We start from the raw sequence: 25,933 nt of genomic DNA on the forward strand, positions 1-25,933 counted from the left end.
CGCAAGACTTTCTGTATGAAATTCTGAAGGTACATGAAATAAAAAGTATTGACATCAACCTGAATCTGTGTTAGGCTTGATGAGTACGCCGTGGTATACCAGGTGTTATTCCTCGATAGCTCAATGGTAGAGCACTCGGCTGTTAACCGAGGGGTTGTAGGTTCGAGCCCTACTCGGGGAGCTAATCTTATAAGGCCCCATGGTCAAGCGGTTAAGACATCGCCCTTTCACGGCGGTAACACGAGTTCGAATCTCGTTGGGGTCATTTAATTTAATATGCCGATGTGGCTCAATTGGCAGAGCAGCTGATTTGTAATCAGCAGGTTATCGGTTCGAGTCCGATCATCGGCTTTTTGCTGAAAAGCAAAAAATGGGTGGATTCCCGAGTGGCCAAAGGGGACAGACTGTAAATCTGCTGCGTAATGCTTCGGTGGTTCGAATCCACCTCCGCCCATTTCTTTTTTATTTATATCGCGGGGTGGAGCAGTCTGGAAGCTCGTCGGGCTCATAACCCGAAGGTCATAGGTTCAAATCCTGTCCCCGCTACTATTATGTAATATGCCCAGATAGCTCAGTTGGTAGAGCAGAGGACTGAAAATCCTCGTGTCGCTGGTTCGATTCCAGCTTTGGGCACGACTTTGAAAAGCTGAAATCATAACGATTTCAGCTTTTTCTTTTATCTGTAAAAAGATTGAAAGAAAATCAGATTCAGGTGTTGATAAATAAGGAGTGTGCAGTATGGAGTTTAATGTTGGTCAGGTAATTAAGATGAAGAAGCCGCATCCATGTGGTGCAAATGAATGGGAGATCCTTCGCGTTGGTATGGATTTTCGTTTAAAATGTAAAGGGTGTGATCATCAGGTGATGGTACCGAGAAAACTGGTTGAAAAGAATTTTAAAGGTTTTATAGAATAGCAAAAAAGTATTGAAATAATGCTGAAATAATAGAAAAAATCCTTGCAACCCGGGAGCTTTTATGATATTATTTTGTTCTGTGATGTGTTAATAATCATATATTTCCTTGCTCATATATCATATATGGGCCAGAGACCATAAGGAGGTGCAATTACATGAACAAGTATGAGTTAACTTTAGTAGTTAATGCAAAGATTGATGAGGATGCTAGAACAGCAGCAGTTGAGAAAGTAAAGGCTTACATCGAGAAAGCTAATGCAACTATCACTAATGTTGAAGACTGCGGACTTAAGAAGCTTGCTTATGAGATCCAGAAGATGGGCGAAGCTTACTATTACTTCATTCAGTTCGATGCAGAAGCTGATGTACCAGCACAGCTTGAAGCTAATGTTCGTATCATGGAGCCTGTTCTCAGATATCTTTGCGTTCGTTTAGACGCTGAGTAATAGGAGGAATTCCGTATGAATAAAGTAATTTTAATGGGTCGTTTAACAAGAGATCCAGAGATCAGATATTCTCAGGGGAATGATCAAATGGCAATTGCCAGATACACTCTCGCTGTAGATAGACGTTTTAACAGAAATGGTGATCAGACCGCAGATTTTATTAACTGTGTTGCTTTTGGCCGTTCAGCAGAATTTGCTGAAAAGTATCTGAAACAGGGTACAAAGATTGTGGCTACTGGAAGAATCCAGACAGGCAGTTATACCAATAAAGATGGAAACAAAGTATATACAACAGATGTTGTTATCGAAGATCAGGAATTTGCTGAGAGCAAAGGAAGTTCTTCATCAGATGGCGGAAGTTATCAGCCAGCTGGCAGACCTTCACCTGCAAATGCAAGTGCAGAAGGTTTTATGAGTATTCCGGAAGGTATAGAGGATGATTTACCATTCAAGTAAAGAAGGAGGTAAATACAATGGCTTATACAAAGACAGATAGAGCAGACGCTCCAATGAAGAGAAGAAATATTCGTAGAAGAAAGAAAGTATGTGTATTCTGTGCAGATAAGACTGCTGTTATCGATTATAAAGATGCAAACAAGTTAAAGAGATACATCTCTGAAAGAGGTAAGATTCTTCCTAGAAGAATTACCGGTAACTGTGCTAAGCATCAGAGAGCTTTAACTGTAGCAGTTAAGAGAGCAAGACAGATTGCAATTTTACCATACGTAGTAGATTAATCTATATTCATTGGTTACACCGTAAGGTGCATACAATCTGAAAAAATGAAGGATGGTTGTGAAGTGATTCACAATCATCCTTTTTTACATTAAATAAGCAAGGCATAGATTTTGTATTTACACGAAAATCTATGTCTGACTCGTTTAACGGAATATTGACGTCTTGAACCATCCGGGATTTAATTTTGATTAAAGATATTATATAATATAGAAGATATAGTAATATTATTAGATAAAAAACAAATGAATAATCAGGAATATGAAAAAGAGAATAGCACAAAAAGAATGCAAGGAGACCTCTATGGTAGGGAAGATCGTACAGATAGATCATATTACAAAAAAATATAAGGAATGTACAGTATTGGATGATGTATCATTGTCTATACGGACAGGAGATGTCATTGGGCTGGTGGGCGGCAACGGAGCAGGTAAAACGACATTGATGAGGGCAATTGCAGGAAGCATTCCGGTTGATTCGGGAGAAATCATTTTTTCAGGAGAACGAAGAACTCAGGATGTAGGAACGCTGATTGAGAATCCGAATATATATACCGATATGTCAGGAATCGAGAATCTTCGATATTTCGGCAGATTATTTGGGGTAGAGGATGAAACGGTATATGAGAGCCTGTTGCAGCAGATGGGGCTTGCAGAAGCCGGAAAGAAATTGGTTGGCAGGTATTCACTTGGAATGAAACAGAGACTTGGCATAGCGGTTGCAATGCTCGGTGATCCGAGGCTTTTGATCTTAGATGAGCCATTAAATGGTTTGGATGTACAGGGGATGCAGGATCTGGAAGAACGTCTGTTGGCAATGCATGAGGATCGGTCAATCGGAATATTGATCAGCAGTCATGTGATCGGCGAATTGGTAAAACTTTGCAATCGGTATCTGGTTATGGATCATGGCAGAATCTGTATGGAATATACAAGGGAAGAACTGCTTCAACAGGCAGGCAGCGAGGAAGCAGTTGAGAATTATATTATTACACGATTCCAGAAATCAATGTAAACAAATAGCATAAGTGTAGAAATAGAATATCAAATATTATAAAAAAATAACTATGGTAGATTCGGATAATAAAATAAATACAATAGGTTTAAATGGCAGGAGATTTGAATAACAAGAGATTTGAATAACAAGCTGTACAGAAAATAACAGGTAAGACGGAAAGGCAGGAAACAGATGATGAATCAGATCATTCGTGCAGAGAATTACAGAATCAGGAAGAATAAGACATTTCGTATTGCATGCATTGTGATCATTGGGATGGTATTGGTTGGATTTGCATTATTTTATGCTGCAACACATATTATATCCGGAGAACTGATGGAAGCAGCAGGTGGATACGATACGGATCTTGATGCATTTACAGATTTAAATCTGTTTGATTGTGCGGGAATTGCTGCTTCACTGATGCAGGTGCTTTCCATTTTATATGCGATTGTGATCACGATTATGATAGGGGCGGAGAAACGGAATGGGATCTATTCGCTGATGCTGGAACGCGGATATCAGGCATGTCAGATCTATATGGGTAAATTATATGAGACAACGGTGATAGCGGGTATCAGTTATCTTTTATATGTAGCAGTATCGTTGATTGCCGGGGCGATATTCTGGCATGGAACGATCGAACGCGAGGATGTGACAGGATTTATCCGAGTGTTTCTTTTAATGCTTGTTATGTATGTAGTTTCTTCCTATATCTATATGGCAGTTGCGATGAATGTAAAAAATGCAGGAATGGCAGTTGCGGTGAATCTCATTATTGTACTTTTATTCTCAACAGTGATAACAGGTCTGGATCAGATTCTTGCTGATGGAGATGTGTTTCTCCGCAAGTACTGGCTCTTATCCGCAATCGAACAGTTTGCCTATATCGATCATACAGATACAACTGTGCGGGAAACTATAACAGGATTGATAGAAGCGGTCGGCTATGGCGGGCTTGCGGTGTTTATTGGCAATACTGTATTTACAAAGAAAAAAAGATAAAAACAGAAAATGAACGCTGCCGGCTATGTGAAGATATTTGACCGATAAGCCTTATGATAAAGTGTGGTTTTCGTTGACAAAACAAAGGGATGCGTTTATGATTATTAAGAACTTTAATGTGGATGGAGTCTGTCCACAGGAAAGAATGCAACAGTGGAATACTTTTATATAACCAGACGCTGCATTATATCAACATTAAGTAATGAAAAGGAGTATATTATGGGTAAGTACACGAAAGCAGATATCTTAAGGATGGTAAAAGAAGATGATGTAGAGTTTATCAGACTTCAGTTTACAGATATTTTTGGAGACCTTAAGAATGTTGCTATAACTTCAAGTCAGATTGAAAAAGCACTGGATAACAAGATTATGTTTGATGGTTCTTCTATTGAAGGATTTGCAAGAATCGAGGAATCCGATATGTATCTCTATCCAGATTATGATACATATGAGACTTTCCCTTGGAGACCACAGCAGGGTAAGGTTGCCAGACTGATCTGTGATGTTTATAAGCCGGATGGCACTCCATTTGAAGGTGATCCAAGATATGTTCTGAAGAAGGCATTGAAGGAAGCTGCTGATATGGGTTACATGATGAACGTAGGTCCAGAATGTGAGTTCTTCCTGTTCCAGACAGATGAGAATGGCTTACCAACAACGAATACTTACGAGCGTGCAAGCTATTTTGATCTTGGACCACTTGATTTCGGTGAGAATGCCAGAAGAGATATGGTACTGACACTGGAACAGATGGGATTTGAGATTGAAGCTTCCCATCATGAGGTTGCTCCTGCACAGCATGAGATAGATTTCAAGTATGGCGAGGCATTAAAGACTGCCGACAGCATCGAGACATTTAAGCTCGTTGTTAAGACAATTGCCAAGAAGCATGGTCTGTGTGCTACATTTATGCCAAAACCAAAGTATGGCGTATGTGGTTCCGGTATGCATATGAATATGTCCTTGTCAAAGGATGGCAAAAATATATTTGCAGATGATAATGATAAGCTTGGTTTAAGCCAGGAAGCATATTACTTCATCGCAGGTATCATGGAACATATGAGAGAGATGACAGCAATCACAAACCCATTAGTAAACTCTTATAAGAGACTGGTTCCTGGTTATGAAGCCCCAATTTATATTGCATGGTCAGCAAAAAACAGAAGCCCACTGGTTCGTATCCCAAGCGCAAGAGGAGCAGGAACAAGAGTAGAGCTTCGTTGTCCGGATCCAACAGCAAATCCATATCTGGCAATGGCTGTATGCTTAAAAGCCGGATTAGACGGAATCAAGAGACAGCTTCCGCTTGTACCAAGTGTTGACAGCAATATCTTTGAATTAACAAGAGAAGAAAAGAAAGCAAGACACATCGAGAGCCTTCCGGCAAACTTAAGAGAAGCTGTTTTATGTATGAGAGACAGTGACTTCATGAAGGAAGCACTTGGTGAGCATATCTTTACACGTTACACATCAGCAAAATTAGATGAGTGGAACGAATATACCAGACAGGTCACTGACTGGGAGATCAGCAATTACCTTTACAAAGTCTGATCAGAAGCCGGTATGTTTAAGTAAAACCGAAGAAGAACAAGGAGTAATACAGACACCCATTTTATGGGTGCCTGTGTTGCTATATTATAGAATCAATTTGTTCCATGAAAATATAAGGAACTGAAACTGGTCGGGTGAGAGGTTGCTGTTTTGGTAAATGTAATTGTACTATTTGCAAAAATAGAAGAAGCAAAGAGCATAAAAAATCTTTTGGTTCGACATGGAATCAATGTAACTCAGGTATGTACGACCGGAGCGCAGGCGGCACAGGCAGCAGATGCGTGTGATGATGGTCTTATTATATGCGGATACCAGTATCCGGATATGTTATTTTCGGAGCTGGCGGCAAATATACCGGATTATTTTGATATGCTTGTGATTGCATCTCGTGTGCATTACGAGGCGTGTAGAGAAAGTGGAATTACATGCCTGCCGATGCCACTTCGTACACAGGATTTTATCAATACTGTTTCACTGACGGTTGAAAATATTCTGTGGGAGCGTAAGAAACGCAAGACAAAACCAAAGGAACGTACAGAAGAAGAAAAAAAGGTAATTAAGGCTGCAAAACTGAAATTAATGGATGATAATGGATTTGATGAGCAGGGCGCTCATCGGTATCTGCAGAAAAAGAGCATGGATAATGGTATCAATATTGTTGAAATGGCATATATGATACTGGAACATACAGCACTGTTTTAAGGAGGCACGAATATGAAGTTTACAAAGATGGAAGGTCTTGGAAACGATTATGTGTACATAAATTGTTTTTCAGAGAAGGTAGAAAATCCTGAGAAACTGGCGATTGCCATGAGTGACCGGCATTTTGGTGTTGGAAGTGATGGAGTGATCCTGATTAAGCCATCCGATAAAGCAGATTTTACAATGGATATGTATAATGCAGACGGTTCCAGATCTGAGATGTGTGGAAACGGTATCCGTTGTGTAGGAAAGTATGTATATGACTATGGACTTACAGATAAGACGTCGGTATCTGTAGAGACACTTGCCGGAATCAAATATCTGGATTTTGTGATAAAGGACGGCAAGGTTGATATGGTAACAGTTGACATGGGTGCGCCGATCCTCAAGGCAGATCAGGTGCCTGTGCGTTCAGATAAAGATCAGGTGATTGATGAGAAGATCACAGTAGCGGGTGTGGATTATCATATGACCTGTGTATCCATGGGAAATCCACATGCAGTTATGTTCGTAGACGATACAGAACATTTCCCGTTGAAGGAAGCTGGTCCGTTATTCGAGCATCATGAAGTATTTCCGAACCGTGTGAATGCGGAGTTTGTTCAGGTGATCGACCGTCATACCGTAAAGATGCGCGTATGGGAGAGAGGAACCGGAGAGACATTGGCATGCGGAACCGGAGCATGTGCAACAGCCGTTGCATGTGTATTAAATGGAAAGACAGATGATGAGGTAACCGTAAAATTATTAGGTGGCGATCTGATCATCCGCTTTGATAGAGAGAACAATAAAGTATACATGACAGGTCCTGCCAGGGTAGTTTTTGACGGCGAGACTGACAGATTTTAGGAGGAAATGACATGTTTAAGGCAAATGAGAATTATCTGAAGCTTCCGGGAAGTTATTTATTTTCAACAGTAGCAAAGAAACAGAGAGAGTACAGTGCGGCACATCCTGATAAGAAGATCATCCGTCTGAGCATTGGAGATGTAACACAGCCGCTTGCTCCTGCTATTATTGAGAGACTTCATTCGGCTGTAGATGAGATGGCGGTAGCAGAGACATTTAAGGGTTATGCACCGGATCTTGGATATGAATTCTTAAGAAATACCATCGTAAAGAATGACTATATTGACCATGGAGTTGATATTTCTGCTGATGAGATCTTTGTAAGTGATGGTGCAAAGAGTGATTCTGCAAATATTCAGGAGATTTTTGCACCGGAAAGCAAGATTGCTGTATGTGATCCTGTTTATCCTGTTTATGTAGATTCAAATGTAATGGCAGGCAGAACCGGAACTTATGATAAAGAGACCGGACTCTGGAGCGATGTGATCTATATGCCTTGTCTGGAGGAGAATGGATTTGCGCCGGAATTTCCAAAGGAAGAGCCGGACATTATCTATCTGTGTTTCCCAAATAATCCGACAGGAGCAACCATCAGCAAAGCACAGCTTCAGGAATGGGTTGACTACGCAAATAAGATCGGAGCTGTGATCATTTATGATGCAGCATACGAAGCATATATCAGCGAAGACGATGTACCACATTCCATCTACGAGTGTGAAGGTGCAAGAACCTGTGCGATCGAGCTTCGAAGTTTTTCGAAGAATGCAGGATTTACCGGAACTCGTCTTGGATTTACAGTTGTGCCAAAGGATCTGAAGGATGCAAATGGTGTTGCACTTCATGGTTTATGGGCAAGAAGACATGGAACCAAGTTCAATGGTGCTCCATATATTGTTCAGGCAGCAGGAGAAGCTGTATATTCAGAAGAAGGTAAGGCGCAGACAAAGGCACAGATCGCATATTATATGAATAATGCGAAGGTGATCTATGATGGATTAAAGGCAGCAGGCTATTCTGTATCCGGTGGCGTGAATGCACCATATATCTGGTTAAAGACACCGGATAAGATGACTTCATGGGAGTTCTTTGATTATCTGCTTGCAAATGCAAATGTCGTAGGTACACCGGGCTCAGGCTTTGGACCGAGTGGTGAAGGATATTTCAGACTGACAGCATTTGGTACATATGAGAATACAGTAGAAGCAATCGAGAGAATTAAGGCGTTATAATAGCGGGGTGCAATTAACTATATAATTGTGGAGGTAGCAAGATGAAAGATAATGGGCTGTTAGTGCAGTATTTTAATGCAAATACACCTGCTGATCAGACATTATGGGCAAAAGCAGCAAAAGATGCAGCGACATTGAAGAAAATCGGTGCAACAGCAGTATGGTTTCCGCCTGCAACTAAAGGGGCAGCGGGAAAAGAAGATATGGGTTATGCGCCATATGATCTGTATGATCTGGGGGAATTTAACCAGAAAGGGTCGGTTGGAACCAGATATGGTACAAAGAAAGAATATCTGGAAGCAATTGACGCGATGAAGGCACAGGGAATCAATGTATATGCAGATATTGCAGTCAGACAGAAGTTAGGTGCAGATTCTGTGGAGAAGGTTACGGCAGCGGATTTTAATGCCAAGGATATTCCACAGATGATCGGTAATAAAAAGATAGTAGGAGCCTTGTCGAAGTTCACCTTCGCGGGCAGAAGAAGTAAGTATTCTAAGTTCAAATGGAATTGGAATCATTTTGCCGGAATTGACTGGCAACAGGATGATTTTAAGAAACGTGTCTGTGAGCTGTCAGGTATGACAGAGGAAGAAGCGGAGAAGAAATATAAACTCAGCAAGTATGATTACATCATTGGCAGTGAACTTGATCTGTATAATCAGGAAGTATATGATGAATTAATGACATGGGCAAAGTGGTATGAGGATGTGACCGGAGTGGACGGATTCCGTTTTCAGGAAGCAGAGAAGGTTCCTGGATGGTTCATCAGAGACTTTGCAGAAGCTGCTTCGAATGCCGGAGAAGAAGAAAAAGAGATCTTTACGGTAGGAGACTTCTGGCACTGGAGATGTGACTATATCAATGATTACATTGCGTCTGCGGACAATCAGCCATCTATGTTTGATGTGCCGCTGCATTTCAGTTTCCATGATGCATCAGTTGCAGAAGGAGAATATGATCTGAGCCGGTTACTGGATGGTTCCATGATGATGAGCAATCCTGCAAAGGCAGTTACATTTGTAGAGAATCATGAATCACAGCCGGGCGGTGTGCTGGAATCTGCTGTAGCAGAGTGGTTTAAACCACTGGCATATGCGATCATTTTATTAAGAGAACAGGGATATCCATGTATGTTCATGGGTGATTATGAAGGCATTCCTGCGGCTAAGATTAAGTCCAGAAAGATGGTTATGAACAAGCTGTTAAAGCTTCGTAAGAAATATGCATATGGAACACAGCATGACTACTTTGATCATCCGGATGTTGTCGGCTTCACCAGAGAAGGAGATGCAGAGCATGAGAATTCCGGTCTGGCAGTTATTATGTCAGATGGAACCGGCGGAACAAAGCGTATGTATGTCGGCAGACAGTTCGCAGGCTGCCATTTCGCAGATGTAATGGGAAATGCAAAGTATGATATCCGTATCGATGAAGAAGGCTGTGGCGAATTCTATGTAAACCGTCAGGGACTTGCGGTCTGGATCAAAAAAGATTGCAAATTATAAGAAATTGAGTTATCATATTAATACTTTAGATTGTAAAAGTGCATGAAAGTCTGAGGATGATCCGGATTTTCACAGCATAAGAGTGGCAAAGGAGTATGAGTTATGGGAAAGACAGTGCATACAGAAGCAGTCCGTGATCTGTTTGAAGCAATACTGACATTGGAGACAGAGGAGGAATGTTTTAATTTCTTTGAAGATGTTTGTACGGTAAATGAATTGTTGTCCATAGCCCAGAGATTTGCGGTTGCGAAGATGTTAAAAGAGGATAATACTTATCTGGAAGTTGCCGAGAAGACCGGCGCATCGACAGCAACGATCAGCAGAGTAAACAGATCTCTTAATTATGGTAAAGATGGTTATGAACTTGTATTCAGCAGAATGAATCTGGATAAAGAGAAGAAAGATTCGGAATAACAACATATAAAACAGGAAATCCTCCGGGAATGGATCAAGACGATCCGTTCCCGGAGGATTTTGTTTGTCCTACGACCAACCTATGTCTGCGCAGGCACTACGGCAAACAGGAGTACTGTGCCAAATGACATCAAGCGAAGATTTCGTAATAAATTGCATATATCAGCAAATATGGGTGCTTGTTTGAGCCGTCAGGCGAGTTAGCACAGGAATATTTGCGAATCAGATATATGCAGTTTATAGAAATCGAAACGAGTCATTTGCACAGTACTCCTGTTTGCCGTAGTGCCTGCGCAGACATAAAATTGATCGGACAGACATTGGTCTGCCCGACCATGCGGGAAGAAAATCCCATATATATTTGGTATTAGGAAGCGGAGCAGGATTTAAAGGGTATTTACAAAGCGCATGAATGCTTCTCTGCCTTCGGTGGTATTTTTGTATACACCGGAGCATTCCAGAACTTTTGAGAATACCTTGCCGATCTCGTTCTGGATGATTCCATGGATATTTTCCTGAGTAATGTCATAATTTCCGATCCATTCATCAACCCAGTCTGCATGTTTTTCTATAGCTTCATTTGCGCGGATGTCCTTGTGGTTTAATATTGCATCCTCAAGCTCTGCCATTTCGCCTTTTAATCTTGCAGGAAGAACAGCCAGACCCATAACCTCGATTAGACCGATGTTTTCCTTTTTAATATGATGATACTGGCTATGTGGATGGTAGAGTCCCATCGGACATTCTTCGGTTGTGATGTTGTTACGAAGTACCAGATCCAGTTCAAACAGATCTCCATGCATTCTTGCGATAGGAGTAATTGTGTTATGTGGAGTATCATCTGTGTAAGCATAGATATAAGCAGCTTCGTCCGTATAATTTCTCCATGCTGTCAGGATGTGATCTGCTGCATCTGCGATACGTGCAGGATCGGAACCCTGAAGACGGATAACAGACATAGGCCATTTGACGATACCGGCTGTCAGGTCTTCGTAACCAGGTAAAGTAAAGTTTGATTCATATGGAGCCTTTGCCATTGCAAATGTATAGCCGCCACCCTGAAAATGGTCATGGCTTAAAATGGAACCGCCAACGATCGGAAGATCGGCATTGGATCCGGCTGTATAGTGAGGAAACAGTCGGACAAAATCAAGCAGCTTCACGAATGCGGCATGGTCGATCTTCATTGGAGTATGGTTAGCATTAAAGATGATACAGTGCTCGTTATAGTATACATAAGGGGAGTACTGTAAAAAATATGCCTGTCCATCTAAGGTGATAGGCATGATTCTGTGATTCTGCCTTGCAGGATGTGAGAAATGTCCGGCATAGCCTTCGTTTTCACGGCAGAGCAGACAGGCTGGATAACCGGATTTCTTTGCCTTTCCGGCTTTTGCGATATCTCTTGGATCCTTCTCCGGCTTGGACAGATTGATCGTAATATCGATCGGACCGTATTCCGTTTCCGTAACCCATTTTTCATCCTTTGCGATACGGTCTTCACGAATATAGTTTGTAGCCTTGCTGAAAGCATAATAATAATCCGTTGCTTCCTTTGGGGATACAGCATATTTATCAGCAAATATTTTCCGTACAACGGATGGAGCGGGAGTGAGCATACCCATGATCTTTGTATCGAAAAGATCACGGTTTGTGATCGTGTCATCCTCCATCAGTTTATGCTGGTATGCATAATCTAACATATCGTTTAGGATATCAACGAGCGGACGGGATGGAATCTCGGCCGGTTCGGTGTATTCCTGAATGTCGAATAACTCTAACAGACGGTTTGTAACATATATTTCGTCTGCAGGATCTACGAGTCCTTTATTTAAACCATAAGTAACTAATTCTTTGATATATGTTTCTATCATAATCGTAACCTCCCATAAAATTTGTTATTATATCGTGAGCTTCGCTCACTCAATGCATTCCGCAAAATCAGCCCCCTTGCAAGCAAGTGATTTTGCGTTCATTATATCATGTGCTTCGCACATTCTATGCATTCCGCAAAATCAGCCCCCTTGCAAGCAAGTGGTTTTGCGTTCATTATATCATGTCGTCTGTTTTACAGTACCTGCATACCACCGTATTTGCGGATCTTCAGTACATGACAGGAGCCTTCGCCAAATACATGATCCATAGCCTGACGATAAGTTTCAACAGTGTCGTTTTCTACAAATGCCTGAATGGTTCCGGCAAAACCACCGCCGTGAACACGGCTTACTCCGTGGCTTCCAAGTGTGATATCACTGACAGCCAGAGCAACAGATACATTCTGAGCCTGAATGTCTTTATTTGTATATACGTTTTGCAAATATTTGAAAGAAGAATCGCCGGATGCTTTAACAGCCGCGAGAAATGCCGGCATATCACCTTTTTTCAGGGAAGCAGCCTGAATTTCTACCCGTTTTACTTCTTCAAAATAGTGAAGGGCACGAAGCAGGTAACGATCGCCGAGTTTGGTGCGGATATCAGTCATGTGGTCGATGATATCCTGTTCACTTAATTCGTTTAATACCGGTTTGCCAAGCATCTCCGCAACGGCACACATCTCGGCAGGAACTGCAGCATAGTCAGCAGTCAGATCTACATGAGAGCCCTTTGTATCAGTGATACAGAGACTGTAACCGCTCTTTGCCATATCAAAGTCGATCTTTTCAACAATAGGATCGGCTGGATCTGCAAAGTCGATATGTACAAGATTTCCGACGGAAGATGCCATCTGATCCATCAGACCGCAAGGCTTTCCGAAGTATACATTTTCTGCATACTGACCGATGATCGCGATCTCGATTGCAGATACGGAACCATTATTATAAAGTCCCGACAGGATGGTTCCGATGATTGTTTCGAATGCTGCAGAAGATGAAAGACCGGCACCGATCAGTACATCGCTGGTGATATATGCTTTGAAGCCGCCAACAGCGTGTCCGTGTTCCTTTAATCCGGCAGCAACACCCTTGATCAGAGCCATTGTTGTTTCTTTTTCACTTTCTACAAGAGAGAGGTCGGATGCGTCGATTGTAATGAGATCATATCCGTCTGAGATAACCTGGATCTTATCATCGGAAGTCTTTGCAACGATGGCAATCGCATCCAGATTGATAGATGCGGCAAGTACCTGACCGTGCTGATGATCAGTATGATTTCCACCTACTTCACTTCTGCCCGGAGCGGAGAAGATAGATACCTCTGTGTCTCCGAAATCTTTGATGAATTCCTGAAGAGCGGCGATATATCTGCCATTCTGATAAGCGAGCAGATGCTCATCGACATAGATATCGGTTAATAATTCATTGTACTGTTCTGATTCAAAGTCTTTTATTAGTTCAGATGCATGTTTCATATGTTTATCCTCCTGATCATACATGATAATTGATGTGCTTACATCTGTACGGTGCGTAAATGTGTGTTTACTTGTACAGATGTGTCTGTTTTTCAAAGTCTGTTTGTTCTTTATAGTGACAGAATAACATATGTTTAGTAAAATGTCAACAATACTTTAGTAAAGATTTACTGAAAAAGTAATTGAAAAATAAAAAGAAATCTGTTACACTAAGTTAGTAAAAATATAGTAAATTTATCCAATAAATATGGAGTAAAGAGGTACATTATGACGACAATCAAGGATATTGCGAGACGGGCAAATGTGTCACCGGCTACAGTTTCAAGAATTTTGAACGATGATCCGACATTAAATGTTTTACCGGAGACTAAGGAAAGAGTCCTTCGGACAGCAAAAGAGCTACACTATACAAAGAAAAAGTCAGCCAGATTGAAGAAGTCATTCCAACTTGGTCTTGTACTCTGGTTTTCCGCAGAGGATGAGATGAAGGATAGTTATTATCTGTCCGCAAGAAAGGGAATCGAGGATTTCTGTATCAGCCAGTCGATTGAACTGGTTCGGGTATTTCGGAATGACAGCAACTATCTGGACATGCTGCGTGGTTGTGATGGAATTATCTGTCTGGGTAAGTTTGCGCATGAGGAAGTAAAATCATTTATAGAGATATGCAGTAATATCGTATTTCTGGATATGAAGGTTGAGAACTACAACATTACATCCCTGACAATGGACTTCAAACAGGCAGTAAGGGATGCGCTTGATTATCTGTACCATCTGGGGCATCGCAAGATTGGATTTATGGGTGGTAAAGAGTATGTGGGAAATCATGAGCTTCTGGTTGATCCAAGACTGGAAGAATACATTGCATATATGAAGGAAAAGGATCTTCCATACGAGAAATATCTGTATGAGGGAAACTTCAATACATTTTCCGGTTACGAGATGGGAAAAGTGATAGCAGGATCTGACGAGCGTCCAAGTGCAATCTTTGCAGCCAGTGATGCGCTTGCGGTAGGAGCATTAAAGGCATTCAAGGAAGCGGATATGGAAGTGCCGGAGGATATTTCACTTGTTGGCTTTAATAATACAGAGCTTAGTGAGTATACAGTTCCTGCACTTACAACGGTAAATGCTCCGGCATATGATATGGGACAGCATGGAGCAAACCTGATCTACGCTGCATCAAACCTTAGTATCCGTACTCCGTTAAAGGCTGAGATCCCATGTAATCTGATCGTCAGGGAATCCTGTATGGAATACACAGAAAAATAAAATTTAAAAAAATGATTGACAAATTGCGTAAAAATTGCTTGTTTAAATACAAGAGTTGCGCAAAACATTGCGCTACACTAAGAGAGGACAAGTGAATACAATGGATGATATGTCACAACTACAGAGAGTAGTTGAAAATCATAAGATTGATGGATTGATTCTTGGACGGACACTGATCCGGGATGATAGAATCAAATATTTAAAACAGACGGATCTTCCATTTGTAGCGATTGGAAGCACGGAAGAACTGAACGTTGCGCAGATCGATAACGATCATATCGCAGCCTGCCGGGAATTAACCTCCATTCTCATTATGAAGGGAATGAAGAAATTTGCATTGATCGGTGGGGACAGCAATCATGTAGTCAACCGGACAAGGCGAGAAGGCTTTGAACAAGGTATTACCGGTGCCGGACTTATGATAGAAGATATGAAAGTATATATGGATTGCGTTGACAGATCAAATGTCGAGATGGCGGTAGAAGACAGTATGCGCCACATGGTCGACTGTATTGTCTGCATGGATGATGGTATCTGTAACTGGGTGCTGGACAAGCTTAGAAAAGAAGGCATATCTGTTCCGGAACAGATTAAGGTTGCTTCTTTTTATAACAGCGTCCTGCTTGAAAATAACCGCCCGGCGATCACATCATTACAGTATGCCCCAAAAGAACTTGGTAAAACAGCCGGAGAGACACTATTTCGGATGATCGAAGGTGAAGAGATCGCAGACCGGATTTTATTAGGATATGAAGTGACACTGAAAGGATCTACGCAATAGATCAGGCATATAGAATGTATGCAAACCGTTGAAGCCTTGAGGTTTTAACGTGAACATAAATACCCCCCTCCTTTAAAGAGAGCCTTATTAAGCTGATGATAAGGCTCTCTTTTGTGTTGGGTTAGAATGATATAAGTCCGACTTCCTGTCTGATTATATAAACGCATGACTCATTTTGTTTCTATTCGATACACTCACCTATTTATCAGCAGTCGTCCAAACTCACCCTGCGGGTTCAGGCATGGGCTTGGTGCTGATGGTTAGAGTGTATCTCATTACGAAACTGCATGAATGTCATTGCTTTTTATATAATCAGACAGGTAGCCGGGCTTATATTAGTTAAGTATTTCTCAGAAAGAGAGACTTATTTGCTACTTGCGCAAACTGTTGCACCATATTTTGGAAAAAACTATTAAAAACACGCAACTATCTGTTTGGATAGATAGATGTATTTGTAATATAGCACATAAAAATAGGTTAAAAAACTGATCAAAATGTATCAACATGCGCAAATGCACATGCTATTATCAACGTATAAAGAACAACAGATTGTGCAAAAACGAAAATAAAGCATCGGAGTGAGAAAAATTTATACATTATTTCCAACAAGGAGGAGCGATTAATGAAGAAAAGACAGATTATCTCATTAGCACTTGCAGGAGCGATGTCTCTTGGCTTATTAGCAGGATGCGGAAGTGCAGACGACACTACAACAGCTTCCGGCACAACAGAAACACAGAAGGAAAATGCAGCATCTGCTTTTACAAATGAAGATGCAGTAGCAACTCTGATCGCAAACACAACGGGAACTGTAGATTTAACAGTATGGGCTTCTGAAGAAGATCAGGAATTCACAACCGGATTACTGAATTTTTTCAAAGAGAAGTATAAGGATGTTGATTTCAATATTACACTTGGAGCTGAATCTGAATCAAAGGCAAAGGATGCATGGGGTGAGAATTATGCAGCATCAAATTCAGATGTAGTACAGGCAGATCCGGCTATCGCAGCACTTGCAGCACAGGCAGCATATGCTACACCACAGCGTGTTGGTAACAATTACTGGGATCCTGCAAAGACACTTGGACAGATGCAACAGAGCCTTTTTTCATTCATTTTAGTTATAAAGAAATACAGCAAGCGTGGCTTGCTGTATTTCTTTATAGTACAATCTGAAAATTTTATTTTATCTTTTTATTAGTTGACTTGAAGCTGACAGATGTATCGTTTGCTTTTGTCTTTCCGGCTGTGGCGGCTTTCTCTGCAGCTTTTGCTTTCTCTGCGTTTTTTATCTTTTGTTCATTTTTCTTTAATGTCTGTTCCTGAACGGAATGCATGTCATCAATCAGGTGCTCGATGCACTTCTTCTTAACATAGACATCAACGGACAACATAGAGACCATACACATATCGTGAAGATAAGCGTCTGTTTCCGGATCATACATATCGGATGCCTTATCATAGGTGGATAAGATGCTTTTGATTATGTCATTATAGTTATCGATCTCATAATTGAATAATTTGCGGTAGACCTCTTCGATGTTGACCGGTGATTCACCGCTATAGCAGTCGTTGTTATTCATCGGGGCAAGAAGTGTCTGAATATCAGTGATACTTACAAAGTTCTTGAGGTAGTAAATATACAACAGCATGATCAGATGATCCTTGGAGTAACGCTTCTTGTCGGGTGGCGGGAGAAGGTTGTTTTTCGTATAATTATTGATCATGGTCTTTGTCATGGTCTTGTCATCGTCACTTCGTTTATTAGCGTTCAGCTTATCCTCCATAAAGGTTGTTAACTGATCCATATACAGATCGATCTCAGGTATATCATCCGGATCGATGTAACTCAGAGAAGTTGCAATCTGTAATAATTTTTTTCTGCGAGTAATATTTTTATTCATTAGAATCTCTCCCAAACATAACCAAATCTGTATGAATTCTATAGGAAAGTCCTGCTTTCATGTAAACGATATGAAATACAGGACTTTATAACCTTAGTATTCTATTATATAGGAATAAAAATCACAACACAAGCATTTTGACAGAATTTTTAAAATTAAAAACTCAAACTGAACAGACGTATGTGTGTCTATGTTATGATGCTCTTTTTAGATGGCAGTTTTTAAGAACAGATTGGATTATTCGTTGTTGCTATCAATATCAGTATTCGGCTTTGGTAGAATTTCGAGCAGAACTCGTGAAACACGATTTTTATCTAATTTTGTTACCTTGCAGGATATCACACCATCAGATGCTGTATCTCCAACGGATGGAAGGTGATCTAATAACTGGATGATATAACCACCGATAGAATCATAATCTTCAGATTCGATATCCAGATCCAGCGCATCGTTCAGGTCGTCTAATTTGATTCCGCCATCAATGCTGTAATGTGTATCATCTATTTTCACAATATTATTATGCTCTGCATCATCGTATTCATCCTTGATATCACCGATTATTTCTTCGATCAAGTCCTCCATAGAGATCAGACCAACACAGACGCCATATTCATCCAGCACGATACCGATGGAATTTGAACTGGATTTCATGTTTGCCAAAAGATCATTTGTTTTTTGAAATTCATAAACATAGAATGGTTCGCGGACGATGTTTGTTACGTCAAAATTGTTGATGTCATGGGTTGCTTTATAAAAGAACAGATCTTTTACATGCAGGATGCCGATGACATTATCACGAGAATCCTTATAAACAGGAAGTCTGGTGTAAGGAACCTCCATATACTGCTTCAGCAGTTCATCATAAGTAGCGGTAACAGGAACCATGGTCACATCGGTACGGGGAATCATAATATCACGAACACGGGAATCTCCGAAGTCCACTACGTTTGTGATCATTTCCTTTTCCTTGTTCTCGATGACACCTTCTTCCTCACTGACGTTTACCATGGTGATCAGTTCATCTTCGGTAATGGATTTGGCACTTTCGTTTGTATCCATATGTAAGATCCAGAAAATAACATGAGAGATCTTGTTTATGATGAATACAAATGGGGTAAAGATATATACCAGAAACTGTACGACGTCCACATAAAGTATTGACATTTTAACACTGTTATTTTGGGCAAGCGTTTTCGGTGTGATCTCACCAAATAACAGGATCAAAAGGGTGAGGATTCCGGTTGCGATTCCGACTGCCTTGCTTCCGAATAAATTAGTGGTAAGTGTTGTTGCAAGAGCGGAAGCTGAAATATTCACGATGTTATTACCTATTAATATTGTGCTGATCAGTTTGTCGCTGTTAGAGATCAGTTTAAGAACTCGGGCAGCACGTTTGTTCCCGCTATCAGCCATTGAACGCAGGGTGAATTTATTGACGGTTGTAAGAGCTGTTTCGGCAGAAGAAAAGAATGCCGATAACAGGATTAATAGAATAATTGTAATTAACTGGATAATTGTACTGGGGTGCAAAAAAAATCATCTCCTAAAAATATTTTTGCTTTTGATTGTACAGAATAGAGAAAAACTTGTCAAGAACAGAACGACTAAGAAATGGTGATTTTATATAAACATTAGACTATCCGGTAGTGTTCGGAATAAATGAAGGAGAAGATGCAGATACTAATGCATGTAGATGATAATAGACAGTTATGCAGATATCATTGCCTGATGTTGTTGGTGCATGACCGGATCTATGAAATCTGCGATAAAGACTGACAAATGTCAAGGAGGTAAGAACGATGAGAAGTTCAACAGAAACCTATCATGAGGTAGCAGAACGTTGCAGTGCTTATGAAAAGACATGCCATTGCAACAGCATGACCAACAAAGCGGATGGTGAAAAGAGCTGCTTAAACTGTTCCCATTTCAGCAAGGACAAACATTGCAAATTAGATCTTTATGATCCGATTGTAAAGAATCTGAAATAACAGGAAAACAAAACAGAAGGGTTCACCCCTGACCGGTCAGCCGGAAAAGACTTGCCAAATTAGCCTTTTCCGGCTTTTTTCAGGCGCATACGTTCTTTTCATAATTGACACATATTCAACTAGTTGATATACTTTTAGATTAGAAAAATGGAAAGGTATGTGTATCGATGATAAGTGCAAATAACGTAACATTAAGATTTGGAAAGAAAGCTTTATTTGAAGATGTAAATATTAAATTTGTACCGGGTAACTGCTACGGACTGATCGGAGCAAACGGAGCCGGTAAATCAACCTTTTTGAAGATCCTTTCAGGAGAGATCGAACCATCAAAGGGTGATGTCACAATGGATGAGGGGGAGCGTCTGTCTGTATTACAGCAGGATCACTACAAGTTCGATGAATACACAGTACTCGATACTGTTATCATGGGAAACAAGCGCCTGTATGAGATCATGAAAGAAAAAGATGCGATCTATGCAAAAGAAGATTTTACAGATGAAGATGGTATCCGTGCTTCCGAACTCGAGGGCGAATTTGCTGATATGAACGGATGGGAAGCAGAATCCGATGCGGAGACTTTGCTAAATGGCCTTGGTGTGGATACAGAATATCATTATATGATGATGAAAGATCTGGATGGTGGACTGAAGGTTAAGGCACTGCTTGCGCAGGCGTTATTTGGCAATCCTGACGTTCTTCTTCTCGATGAGCCTACGAACCATCTGGATATGGATGCGATCGCATGGTTGGAGGAATTCCTGATCAACTTTGAGAATACCGTTATCGTGGTATCCCATGACCGTTATTTCTTGAATAAGGTATGTACTCAGATCGCCGATATCGATTATGCAAAGATCCAGTTATATGCCGGTAACTATGATTTCTGGTATGAGTCCAGTCAGTTGATGATCAAGCAGATGAAAGAAGCAAATAAGAAGAAGGAAGAGAAGATCAAGGAATTACAGGAATTCATTCAGAGATTCTCGGCAAATGCTTCCAAGTCCAAACAGGCAACCTCCAGAAAGAGAGCACTGGAAAAGATCGAACTGGATGATATCAAGCCATCCAGCCGTAAATACCCATATATTGATTTCCGCCCAAAGAGAGAGATCGGAAATGAAGTATTGACTGTATCTCATATTTCAAAGACAGTAGAAGGCGAGAAACTGTTAGATGATGTATCGTTTACAGTAGGACATGATGACAAGATTGCATTTGTCGGACCAAATACAAAGGCAACAACAATGCTGTTCAAGATCCTTGCGGGAGAAGAAAAGCCGGATGAAGGAAGCTTCAAGTGGGGCGTTACAACTTCACAGGGTTATTTTCCGAAGGACAACACAAAGGAATTCGATAATGACCTGATCATCGTAGACTGGCTGACGCAGTATTCGGAAGAAAAGGATGCAACTTATGTACGAGGCTTCCTTGGGAGAATGCTATTTGCCGGCGATGATGGCGTTAAGAAGGTAAAGGTTCTGTCCGGTGGAGAAAAGGTTCGTTGTATGTTATCCAAGTTGATGATCATGGCTCCGAACTGCCTGATCTTAGATGAACCTACAAACCATCTGGATATGGAATCTATTACGGCATTGAATAACGGATTGATCAAGTTCCCGGGTGTTATTCTGTTCTCATCACAGGATCATCAGTTTGTACAGACGACAGCAAACCGTATTATCGAGCTTACCAATACAGGCCTGATCGATAAGCAGACAACATATGATGAATATCTGGCAAATGATGAGCTTGCAAGAAAGCGTCAGATCATGAACATGGATGTTGACGGAGAAGATTAAGAATTAAGAATAGAAGTAAAAATGACAGACTGGGGATGTTTCATATGAAGATGAGATTAGAAAAGCCTGAGATTGCAAAACGGGCAGGCGAAGAAGGAAAGATTTATTCGTTTGGCAAGGAAATATGGCGGTTTATTCTGGTATTCCTGATCGGAAGCTTTATTGCAGGTTTGCTCCCTGCGATATATGAAATGTACCTGTTCCTGTCGAATGTGGAAATGTTCGACCAACTGCAGCGGCTGTTTTTAAATGACGATTCATCATTTTCAGATATGATGGAATTGGCAACCGATATGACAGACGGAATGTATATACTTACATTATTCTGTACACTGATTCTGATCATTTCTGTTCTGGTCTATTGTAATAAGATAGAAAAGCGTTCCTATTATTCCATGGGAATTGTTAAGAAAGATGGAGCAAAGCATTATGTACAGGGCTTGCTTGTTGGCGCGGTATCCTTCTCTCTTTGCGTACTTGCAGGTGCTGCTCTTGGATTTGTAGATATTAAGGGCTGGAATCAGAGCTGCAATCTGCTGATCGTACTTTTATATTTTATCGGATTTCTGGTACAGGGCTTCAGCGAGGAGATTGCATTCCGCGGGTATTTTATGATAAGCCTGATGAAACGAAGCTCGGCGGTAAAAGCTGTTCTTGTGAATTCGCTGGCATTTGCATTCTGCCATATGTTGAATCCGGGACTTACGATTCTGGCATTCATCAACCTGCTGTTGATCGGAATATTCCTGTCACTGTATGTGATAAAAACAAATGACATCTGGGGTGCAGCTGGCTACCACAGTATGTGGAATTTCGTGCAGGGAACCTTTTACGGAATCTCTGTCAGCGGAACCAACGTAGGAAGTGCTGTTCTTTCCTCTGAGGTTAAAACGGGAAATATATTTCTGACAGGCGGTAAATTCGGCATGGAGGGCAGCATAGTGGCAACTGTCGTGATGGCAGTAGTCTTAGTCCTCGGAATGCTTTACTATAATAGAAAAGAAACAAAACAGAATATAGTTGGATAGAAGAAGATTACACAGGGCTGTCTCCGGAGTGGAGCTGTTATATGAATATACCCACTATAAATGACTTGCTGCGGTTTCTGCTCGCAACACATGCCTGATTCGTAAATACTTTTGTGCTAACTCGCCTTCGGCTCAGACAAGCACCCGTATTTACTGGCAATGTGTTGCTTGCGACGAAATCCTCGCAAACGTCATATTATAGTGGGTATATTCATATAACGGCTCCGCTCCGGAGACAGCCCTGTGTGATCTCCTTCTATATAGGTATTATTTATAGCTCCAATCCGAGATCGAAGATGAAGTTACAGATCTGCTTGACACGCTTCTGGTTGTCTTCGGATACGCCGGGGAAACAGATGTAGACATCGTCGTATCCCGGATTCAACTTCTTTGCAAAGTCGGTATCACTGATGTTGATCGCGTATGGAGCACTCTTTCCTGTGTAAGCAGGAGAAGTTGTGATCTGATCATTATAATCAGCAGTGAAAATATCATACAGATCGGAAGGCAATGCTTCACCAAGTGTATGAATGATCGAACTTTCACTTAGGTATTCCAACCCTCGTTTATTTGTAATGATAATATCGTAGTAGTTTTCGTCGCATAGAGTAGGAAATGCAATGTAGTTTCCGCTTTCGGCATCTTTGGATGCATCGTTTGTGCTGATACTTGGATCATACTTCAGATCCAGAACCTTCTGAAACTGATAATTATCATCAAAACCATAGTAGTTCCAATAATCAGCTTCTATGACAGAGGTGTCAAGTGCTTCCAGATCTTCGCAGTTTACAACTGCATAGGAGAGTGCAATCGGTTTGTTGCCACGGAAGAATGCAACTACGATCAGACTGATTGCGATGATCACGATCAGCGGCAACAGGATCTCCATCTTATATGCATATAAAAAGTATTGTAACTTTTGCACAAAGGTCATTCCTTCGGTAGTTTCCTTTAATCGTTTTCTTTTTGCTGCCCGGCGCTCTTTACGGGACATCGTTGCAAATTCCAGTTTGTCCTCAATCTTAAGATCTTCCTTTGGTGGAACCTTGCGGGGATCTTTGAACTCGTGCGGCTGATCCTGTTTGTTTTCAATATTCTGTGCTTTTGCCGGTTCCTTCTTTTCGACGGCAGTCTGAGTATTGACAGTTTCCTGTTTGGTTTCGATATTTTGTGCCTTAGCCGGTTTTGCTGTTTGTACAGCAGTCTGTTTTTTTACCTGCGCCTGAGAATTTGCGGCGACATTGTTGCTTTTCTTCTTTTTCTTTTTACTGTTGCCCATATTGTTTCCTTTTCTTCTTATATAATAATGATAAGTATAACACAGATGGAAATGGATAAAAAGGAGCAGGTATGGTAAAGAGTATGAAAAAAGAATGAAAATATAAGAAATGAAATATAAAGAATATGTATTTAGCAGATCATAAAGATGAGTACCTGATAAAAACAGAATTGGCGATGTGTGTTGTGGTAAAAACGTATACATTTTAACAAATACGCATTGACTATTGTGTACAGACAGAGTTATATAGAAAGAGAAATGCAACAATGTGAAAAATGAGACAAAGGAAAAGAAAAAGTTTAAATTGTATGTCAATTGAGCTAAAATTGTAGAAATAGTATAAATACCCCATGTCGCAAATTGGTAAATTTTTTTTAACGAAAATTTAAAAATGTACAAAAAAGATAAAAAAGAATAAAAAAGGACTTGCCAAATTAGATAATATGTCCTATAATAAGCCTATGTTGACAAGGAAATTTGTCAATAATATCTTAAGAAAGCCACATACATAATCATGTTTGACATATTGTGTAAATGATAAGTTAATCAGATCATGTATAAAAGTGGCAGGCATTCCAGTAAATAATACAGATGCAGATGTCAATCCGCAGAAGTATGAATGAAAGGAATAGCACACATATTTTAAAAGGAGGGTTTTTTTGTGAGAAAAATCAAAAAAGCATTGGCTCTTTCATTAGCACTTGCTATGGGATTATCACTTGTTGCATGTGGTGACAAGGATGATTCAACAACAGAGTCAAAATCATCAGAAGCAACATCAGAGGCAGCATCATCAGAGGATGCATCATCAGAAGAAGCATCATCAGAGGACGCTTCAGGAGCAGCTAAGATTGAAGCTCCTAGCACAGATGGATGGGATGACAGCAAGAAGATCTACGCTTATTCATGGGATGAAGATTTCTCAAAGAAGCTGAACATCGTTCTTGACAAGTTCCCAGAGTACAAGGATTACGTTGAGTTCGTAACACTTGGTCTTGGTGGAACATCAGATGACTACAAGACAGCTATTGATACAGCTCTTACAAGCGGAGACAAGTATCCTACACTTATCCCAGCTGATAACGATGTAGCTAAGTACTGGTCAGAGGATGATTCAAAGACGGCTAATCTGTATGACTTAGGTTTCACAGATGAGATGCTTGCTAACTCATACGACTTCGCTAAGCAGTATGGTACAACAAACGGCGAGCTTAAGTGTGTAACATGGCAGGCAACAGCAGGTTCTGTATACTACAGAAGAGACATCGCTAAGGAAGTTCTTGGAACAGATGATCCTGCAAAGGTTCAGGAAGCACTTGCTTCATGGGATAAGTTCTTCGAGACAGCTGAGACATTAAAGGCTGCTGGATACAAGATCGTGTCTGGTGCTCCTGATGTTAAGTATGCTATCTGGGATACTCAGTCACAGCCTTGGGTAACAGATGATGGTTCAAAGGAAACTCTTACACTTGACAAGTCAGTTACAGAGTATCTTGAGACAGCTAAGAAGATTTACGATGGTGAATATTCAAACAACACATCTATGTGGGATAATTCATGGGCAGCAGATATGAAGGATGATTCTAAGGTATTCTGCTACTTCGGATGTCCTTGGTTCATTGGTTCAATGCAGGGTAATGGTGCTACAGATGGTAACTGGGGAGCTGTTACAGGCCCTACATCTTATCACTGGGGCGGTACATATGTATGTGTAGGTAAGGATACAAATAACCCTGAGTTAGCTGCATTCCTTCTTTACGAATTAACATGTGATCCAGACGTAGGTGTTGAAATCACAAACAAGACAGGTGACTGTGTAAACAACAAAGAAGCTAATGCTAGACTTATCGCTGGCGAACTTAGCGCTGACAATGCAGCAGCTAAATTCCTTGGTGGTCAGAATCCTATCGAAGTATGGGCAGCATCAGCAGAAGGTATTAACCTCAGCAACTTAACATACCAGGATGCTTCAATCAAGGCATTTATTGATGAAGCTTCTACAGCATACAATTCAGGAACATACAAATCAGTTGATGAAGCTGTTAAGTATATCCAGGATAAGTGTGCATCAGAATTAGGTATTTCAGCTGAATAATCCCTAAAAACTGATTAAGTAACACAATTTGCACGCATCAGTAATGAAAGTTGCTGGTGCGTGTGTACTATAAACAATTAATTTTTAG

General features: G+C 40.7%; 24 protein-coding genes and 6 tRNA genes. 25 read left to right on the plus strand and 5 right to left on the minus strand.

Going from position 1 to position 25,933, the window contains the following annotated elements; translation table 11 throughout:
* The first annotated feature begins 109 nt into the window (after positions 1–109).
* The 18 genes from DWW43_RS04890 to DWW43_RS04975 all read left to right on the plus strand — a co-directional run bounded on the left by DWW43_RS04890 (position 110) and on the right by DWW43_RS04975 (position 10,350).
* Positions 110–181: transfer RNA gene (locus tag DWW43_RS04890), tRNA-Asn, on the plus strand.
* Between the two features lie 12 nt (positions 182–193).
* A tRNA-Glu gene (locus DWW43_RS04895) sits at positions 194–265 on the plus strand.
* A 13-nt stretch (positions 266–278) separates the two neighbouring features.
* A tRNA-Thr gene (locus tag DWW43_RS04900) sits at positions 279–351 on the plus strand.
* Between the two features lie 21 nt (positions 352–372).
* A tRNA-Tyr gene (locus tag DWW43_RS04905) sits at positions 373–454 on the plus strand.
* 18 nt (positions 455–472) lie between these two features.
* Positions 473–546, plus strand: a tRNA-Met gene (locus tag DWW43_RS04910).
* Positions 547–560: 14 nt separating this feature from the next.
* A tRNA-Phe gene (locus tag DWW43_RS04915) sits at positions 561–633 on the plus strand.
* A gap of 105 nt (positions 634–738) precedes the next feature.
* Positions 739–915: a DUF951 domain-containing protein gene (locus DWW43_RS04920; protein WP_021943524.1), complete on the plus strand. Its 177-nt coding sequence runs from the start codon at positions 739–741 to the stop codon at positions 913–915.
* A 155-nt stretch (positions 916–1,070) separates the two neighbouring features.
* Positions 1,071–1,361, plus strand: coding sequence for a 30S ribosomal protein S6 (gene rpsF, locus DWW43_RS04925; protein WP_008401218.1), 291 nt, complete (start codon positions 1,071–1,073; stop codon positions 1,359–1,361).
* A gap of 15 nt (positions 1,362–1,376) precedes the next feature.
* A complete protein-coding gene (locus tag DWW43_RS04930) occupies positions 1,377–1,817 on the plus strand; it encodes a single-stranded DNA-binding protein (protein WP_008401219.1) in 441 nt (146 codons plus the stop codon).
* A gap of 17 nt (positions 1,818–1,834) precedes the next feature.
* Positions 1,835–2,098, plus strand: coding sequence for a 30S ribosomal protein S18 (gene rpsR, locus DWW43_RS04935; RefSeq protein WP_008401221.1), 264 nt, complete (start codon positions 1,835–1,837; stop codon positions 2,096–2,098).
* Between the two features lie 301 nt (positions 2,099–2,399).
* Positions 2,400–3,110, plus strand: a complete 711-nt coding sequence (locus tag DWW43_RS04940; RefSeq protein WP_165853016.1) for an ABC transporter ATP-binding protein — start codon at positions 2,400–2,402, stop codon at positions 3,108–3,110.
* Positions 3,111–3,284: 174 nt separating this feature from the next.
* Positions 3,285–4,097 carry an ABC transporter permease gene (locus tag DWW43_RS04945; protein ID WP_119962895.1) on the plus strand — a complete coding sequence of 271 codons (813 nt, stop codon included), beginning with the start codon at positions 3,285–3,287 and terminating at the stop codon, positions 4,095–4,097.
* Positions 4,098–4,316: 219 nt separating this feature from the next.
* Complete coding sequence (gene glnA / locus DWW43_RS04950; protein ID WP_008401224.1) at positions 4,317–5,648, plus strand: type I glutamate--ammonia ligase; 1,332 nt, start codon at positions 4,317–4,319, stop codon at positions 5,646–5,648.
* A gap of 150 nt (positions 5,649–5,798) precedes the next feature.
* A complete protein-coding gene (locus tag DWW43_RS04955) occupies positions 5,799–6,350 on the plus strand; it encodes an ANTAR domain-containing protein (RefSeq protein WP_119962896.1) in 552 nt (183 codons plus the stop codon).
* Positions 6,351–6,362: 12 nt separating this feature from the next.
* Positions 6,363–7,199, plus strand: coding sequence for a diaminopimelate epimerase (gene dapF, locus DWW43_RS04960; protein ID WP_119962897.1), 837 nt, complete (start codon positions 6,363–6,365; stop codon positions 7,197–7,199).
* Between the two features lie 11 nt (positions 7,200–7,210).
* Positions 7,211–8,428, plus strand: a complete 1,218-nt coding sequence (locus DWW43_RS04965; RefSeq protein ID WP_008401227.1) for an LL-diaminopimelate aminotransferase — start codon at positions 7,211–7,213, stop codon at positions 8,426–8,428.
* Between the two features lie 41 nt (positions 8,429–8,469).
* Positions 8,470–9,936, plus strand: a complete 1,467-nt coding sequence (locus DWW43_RS04970) for an alpha-amylase (protein WP_119962898.1) — start codon at positions 8,470–8,472, stop codon at positions 9,934–9,936.
* A 102-nt stretch (positions 9,937–10,038) separates the two neighbouring features.
* A complete protein-coding gene (locus DWW43_RS04975; protein WP_008401229.1) occupies positions 10,039–10,350 on the plus strand; it encodes a YerC/YecD family TrpR-related protein in 312 nt (103 codons plus the stop codon).
* A gap of 386 nt (positions 10,351–10,736) precedes the next feature.
* Here DWW43_RS04975 and galT read toward each other — a convergent pair whose 3' ends face one another.
* A complete protein-coding gene (gene galT / locus DWW43_RS04980; RefSeq protein ID WP_119962899.1) occupies positions 10,737–12,224 on the minus strand; it encodes a UDP-glucose--hexose-1-phosphate uridylyltransferase in 1,488 nt (495 codons plus the stop codon).
* A gap of 194 nt (positions 12,225–12,418) precedes the next feature.
* Complete coding sequence (locus tag DWW43_RS04985) at positions 12,419–13,699, minus strand: galactokinase family protein (RefSeq protein WP_119962900.1); 1,281 nt, start codon at positions 13,697–13,699, stop codon at positions 12,419–12,421.
* A gap of 267 nt (positions 13,700–13,966) precedes the next feature.
* Between DWW43_RS04985 and DWW43_RS04990 the strand changes: the two genes are divergently transcribed.
* From DWW43_RS04990 to DWW43_RS05000, 3 genes are all read left to right on the plus strand, one after another.
* Positions 13,967–14,971, plus strand: a complete 1,005-nt coding sequence (locus DWW43_RS04990) for a LacI family DNA-binding transcriptional regulator (RefSeq protein WP_119962901.1) — start codon at positions 13,967–13,969, stop codon at positions 14,969–14,971.
* A 100-nt stretch (positions 14,972–15,071) separates the two neighbouring features.
* Entirely contained in the window at positions 15,072–15,752 is a 681-nt protein-coding gene (locus DWW43_RS04995) for a substrate-binding domain-containing protein (protein ID WP_119962902.1), read from the plus strand.
* Positions 15,753–16,374: 622 nt separating this feature from the next.
* Complete coding sequence (locus DWW43_RS05000; RefSeq protein WP_119962903.1) at positions 16,375–16,953, plus strand: hypothetical protein; 579 nt, start codon at positions 16,375–16,377, stop codon at positions 16,951–16,953.
* On the opposite strand, the gene DWW43_RS05005 is transcribed toward DWW43_RS05000, so the two are convergent.
* On the minus strand, positions 16,934–17,656 hold the full coding sequence (locus DWW43_RS05005) for a DUF1836 domain-containing protein (RefSeq protein ID WP_119962904.1): 723 nt from the start codon (positions 17,654–17,656) through the stop codon (positions 16,934–16,936). The genes DWW43_RS05000 and DWW43_RS05005 overlap by 20 nt on opposite strands.
* 237 nt (positions 17,657–17,893) lie before the next feature.
* On the minus strand, positions 17,894–19,186 hold the full coding sequence (locus DWW43_RS05010) for a hemolysin family protein (protein ID WP_119962905.1): 1,293 nt from the start codon (positions 19,184–19,186) through the stop codon (positions 17,894–17,896).
* A 269-nt stretch (positions 19,187–19,455) separates the two neighbouring features.
* On the opposite strand from DWW43_RS05010, the gene DWW43_RS05015 reads away from it, so the two are divergent.
* The 3 genes from DWW43_RS05015 (at position 19,456) to DWW43_RS05025 (ending at position 22,471) form a co-directional block, all read left to right on the plus strand.
* The gene (locus DWW43_RS05015; RefSeq protein WP_008401239.1) at positions 19,456–19,644 is read left to right on the plus strand and encodes a hypothetical protein; all 189 of its coding nucleotides are present in this window, start codon (positions 19,456–19,458) and stop codon (positions 19,642–19,644) included.
* A gap of 167 nt (positions 19,645–19,811) precedes the next feature.
* Positions 19,812–21,443, plus strand: coding sequence for an ATP-binding cassette domain-containing protein (locus DWW43_RS05020; RefSeq protein WP_008401240.1), 1,632 nt, complete (start codon positions 19,812–19,814; stop codon positions 21,441–21,443).
* Between the two features lie 44 nt (positions 21,444–21,487).
* The gene (locus DWW43_RS05025) at positions 21,488–22,471 is read left to right on the plus strand and encodes a CPBP family intramembrane glutamic endopeptidase (RefSeq protein ID WP_165853017.1); all 984 of its coding nucleotides are present in this window, start codon (positions 21,488–21,490) and stop codon (positions 22,469–22,471) included.
* Positions 22,472–22,742: 271 nt separating this feature from the next.
* Here the strand turns inward: DWW43_RS05025 and DWW43_RS05030 are convergent, their stop codons facing one another.
* Positions 22,743–23,750, minus strand: a complete 1,008-nt coding sequence (locus DWW43_RS05030) for a hypothetical protein (RefSeq protein WP_119962907.1) — start codon at positions 23,748–23,750, stop codon at positions 22,743–22,745.
* 661 nt (positions 23,751–24,411) lie between these two features.
* Here DWW43_RS05030 and DWW43_RS05035 point away from each other — a divergent pair.
* Complete coding sequence (locus tag DWW43_RS05035) at positions 24,412–25,845, plus strand: ABC transporter substrate-binding protein (RefSeq protein ID WP_119962908.1); 1,434 nt, start codon at positions 24,412–24,414, stop codon at positions 25,843–25,845.
* Positions 25,846–25,933 lie beyond the last annotated feature (88 nt).

It is taken from the genome of Clostridium sp. AF15-41 (assembly GCF_003604095.1).
Taxonomy (GTDB): domain Bacteria; phylum Bacillota; class Clostridia; order Lachnospirales; family Lachnospiraceae; genus Coprococcus.

What these genes read in the sequence shown, in the direction of transcription:
- DWW43_RS04930 (WP_008401219.1), top strand. Translation starts at nt 1,377, where the DNA reads ATGAATAAAGTAATTTTAATGGGTCGTTTAACAAGAGATCCAGAGATC.
- DWW43_RS05020 (WP_008401240.1), top strand. Translation starts at nt 19,812, where the DNA reads ATGATAAGTGCAAATAACGTAACATTAAGATTTGGAAAGAAAGCTTTA.
- DWW43_RS05025 (WP_165853017.1), top strand. Translation starts at nt 21,488, where the DNA reads ATGAAGATGAGATTAGAAAAGCCTGAGATTGCAAAACGGGCAGGCGAA.
- DWW43_RS04945 (WP_119962895.1), top strand. Translation starts at nt 3,285, where the DNA reads ATGATGAATCAGATCATTCGTGCAGAGAATTACAGAATCAGGAAGAAT.
- DWW43_RS04975 (WP_008401229.1), top strand. Translation starts at nt 10,039, where the DNA reads ATGGGAAAGACAGTGCATACAGAAGCAGTCCGTGATCTGTTTGAAGCA.
- dapF (WP_119962897.1), top strand. Translation starts at nt 6,363, where the DNA reads ATGAAGTTTACAAAGATGGAAGGTCTTGGAAACGATTATGTGTACATA.
- glnA (WP_008401224.1), top strand. Translation starts at nt 4,317, where the DNA reads ATGGGTAAGTACACGAAAGCAGATATCTTAAGGATGGTAAAAGAAGAT.
- DWW43_RS04985 (WP_119962900.1), bottom strand. Translation starts at nt 13,699, where the DNA reads ATGAAACATGCATCTGAACTAATAAAAGACTTTGAATCAGAACAGTAC.
- DWW43_RS04920 (WP_021943524.1), top strand. Translation starts at nt 739, where the DNA reads ATGGAGTTTAATGTTGGTCAGGTAATTAAGATGAAGAAGCCGCATCCA.
- DWW43_RS04940 (WP_165853016.1), top strand. Translation starts at nt 2,400, where the DNA reads ATGGTAGGGAAGATCGTACAGATAGATCATATTACAAAAAAATATAAG.
- DWW43_RS05000 (WP_119962903.1), top strand. Translation starts at nt 16,375, where the DNA reads ATGAAGAAAAGACAGATTATCTCATTAGCACTTGCAGGAGCGATGTCT.
- rpsR (WP_008401221.1), top strand. Translation starts at nt 1,835, where the DNA reads ATGGCTTATACAAAGACAGATAGAGCAGACGCTCCAATGAAGAGAAGA.
- DWW43_RS05005 (WP_119962904.1), bottom strand. Translation starts at nt 17,656, where the DNA reads ATGAATAAAAATATTACTCGCAGAAAAAAATTATTACAGATTGCAACT.
- DWW43_RS05030 (WP_119962907.1), bottom strand. Translation starts at nt 23,750, where the DNA reads ATGGGCAACAGTAAAAAGAAAAAGAAGAAAAGCAACAATGTCGCCGCA.
- DWW43_RS04990 (WP_119962901.1), top strand. Translation starts at nt 13,967, where the DNA reads ATGACGACAATCAAGGATATTGCGAGACGGGCAAATGTGTCACCGGCT.
- rpsF (WP_008401218.1), top strand. Translation starts at nt 1,071, where the DNA reads ATGAACAAGTATGAGTTAACTTTAGTAGTTAATGCAAAGATTGATGAG.
- DWW43_RS04970 (WP_119962898.1), top strand. Translation starts at nt 8,470, where the DNA reads ATGAAAGATAATGGGCTGTTAGTGCAGTATTTTAATGCAAATACACCT.
- DWW43_RS04965 (WP_008401227.1), top strand. Translation starts at nt 7,211, where the DNA reads ATGTTTAAGGCAAATGAGAATTATCTGAAGCTTCCGGGAAGTTATTTA.
- DWW43_RS04995 (WP_119962902.1), top strand. Translation starts at nt 15,072, where the DNA reads ATGGATGATATGTCACAACTACAGAGAGTAGTTGAAAATCATAAGATT.
- galT (WP_119962899.1), bottom strand. Translation starts at nt 12,224, where the DNA reads ATGATAGAAACATATATCAAAGAATTAGTTACTTATGGTTTAAATAAA.
- DWW43_RS05015 (WP_008401239.1), top strand. Translation starts at nt 19,456, where the DNA reads ATGAGAAGTTCAACAGAAACCTATCATGAGGTAGCAGAACGTTGCAGT.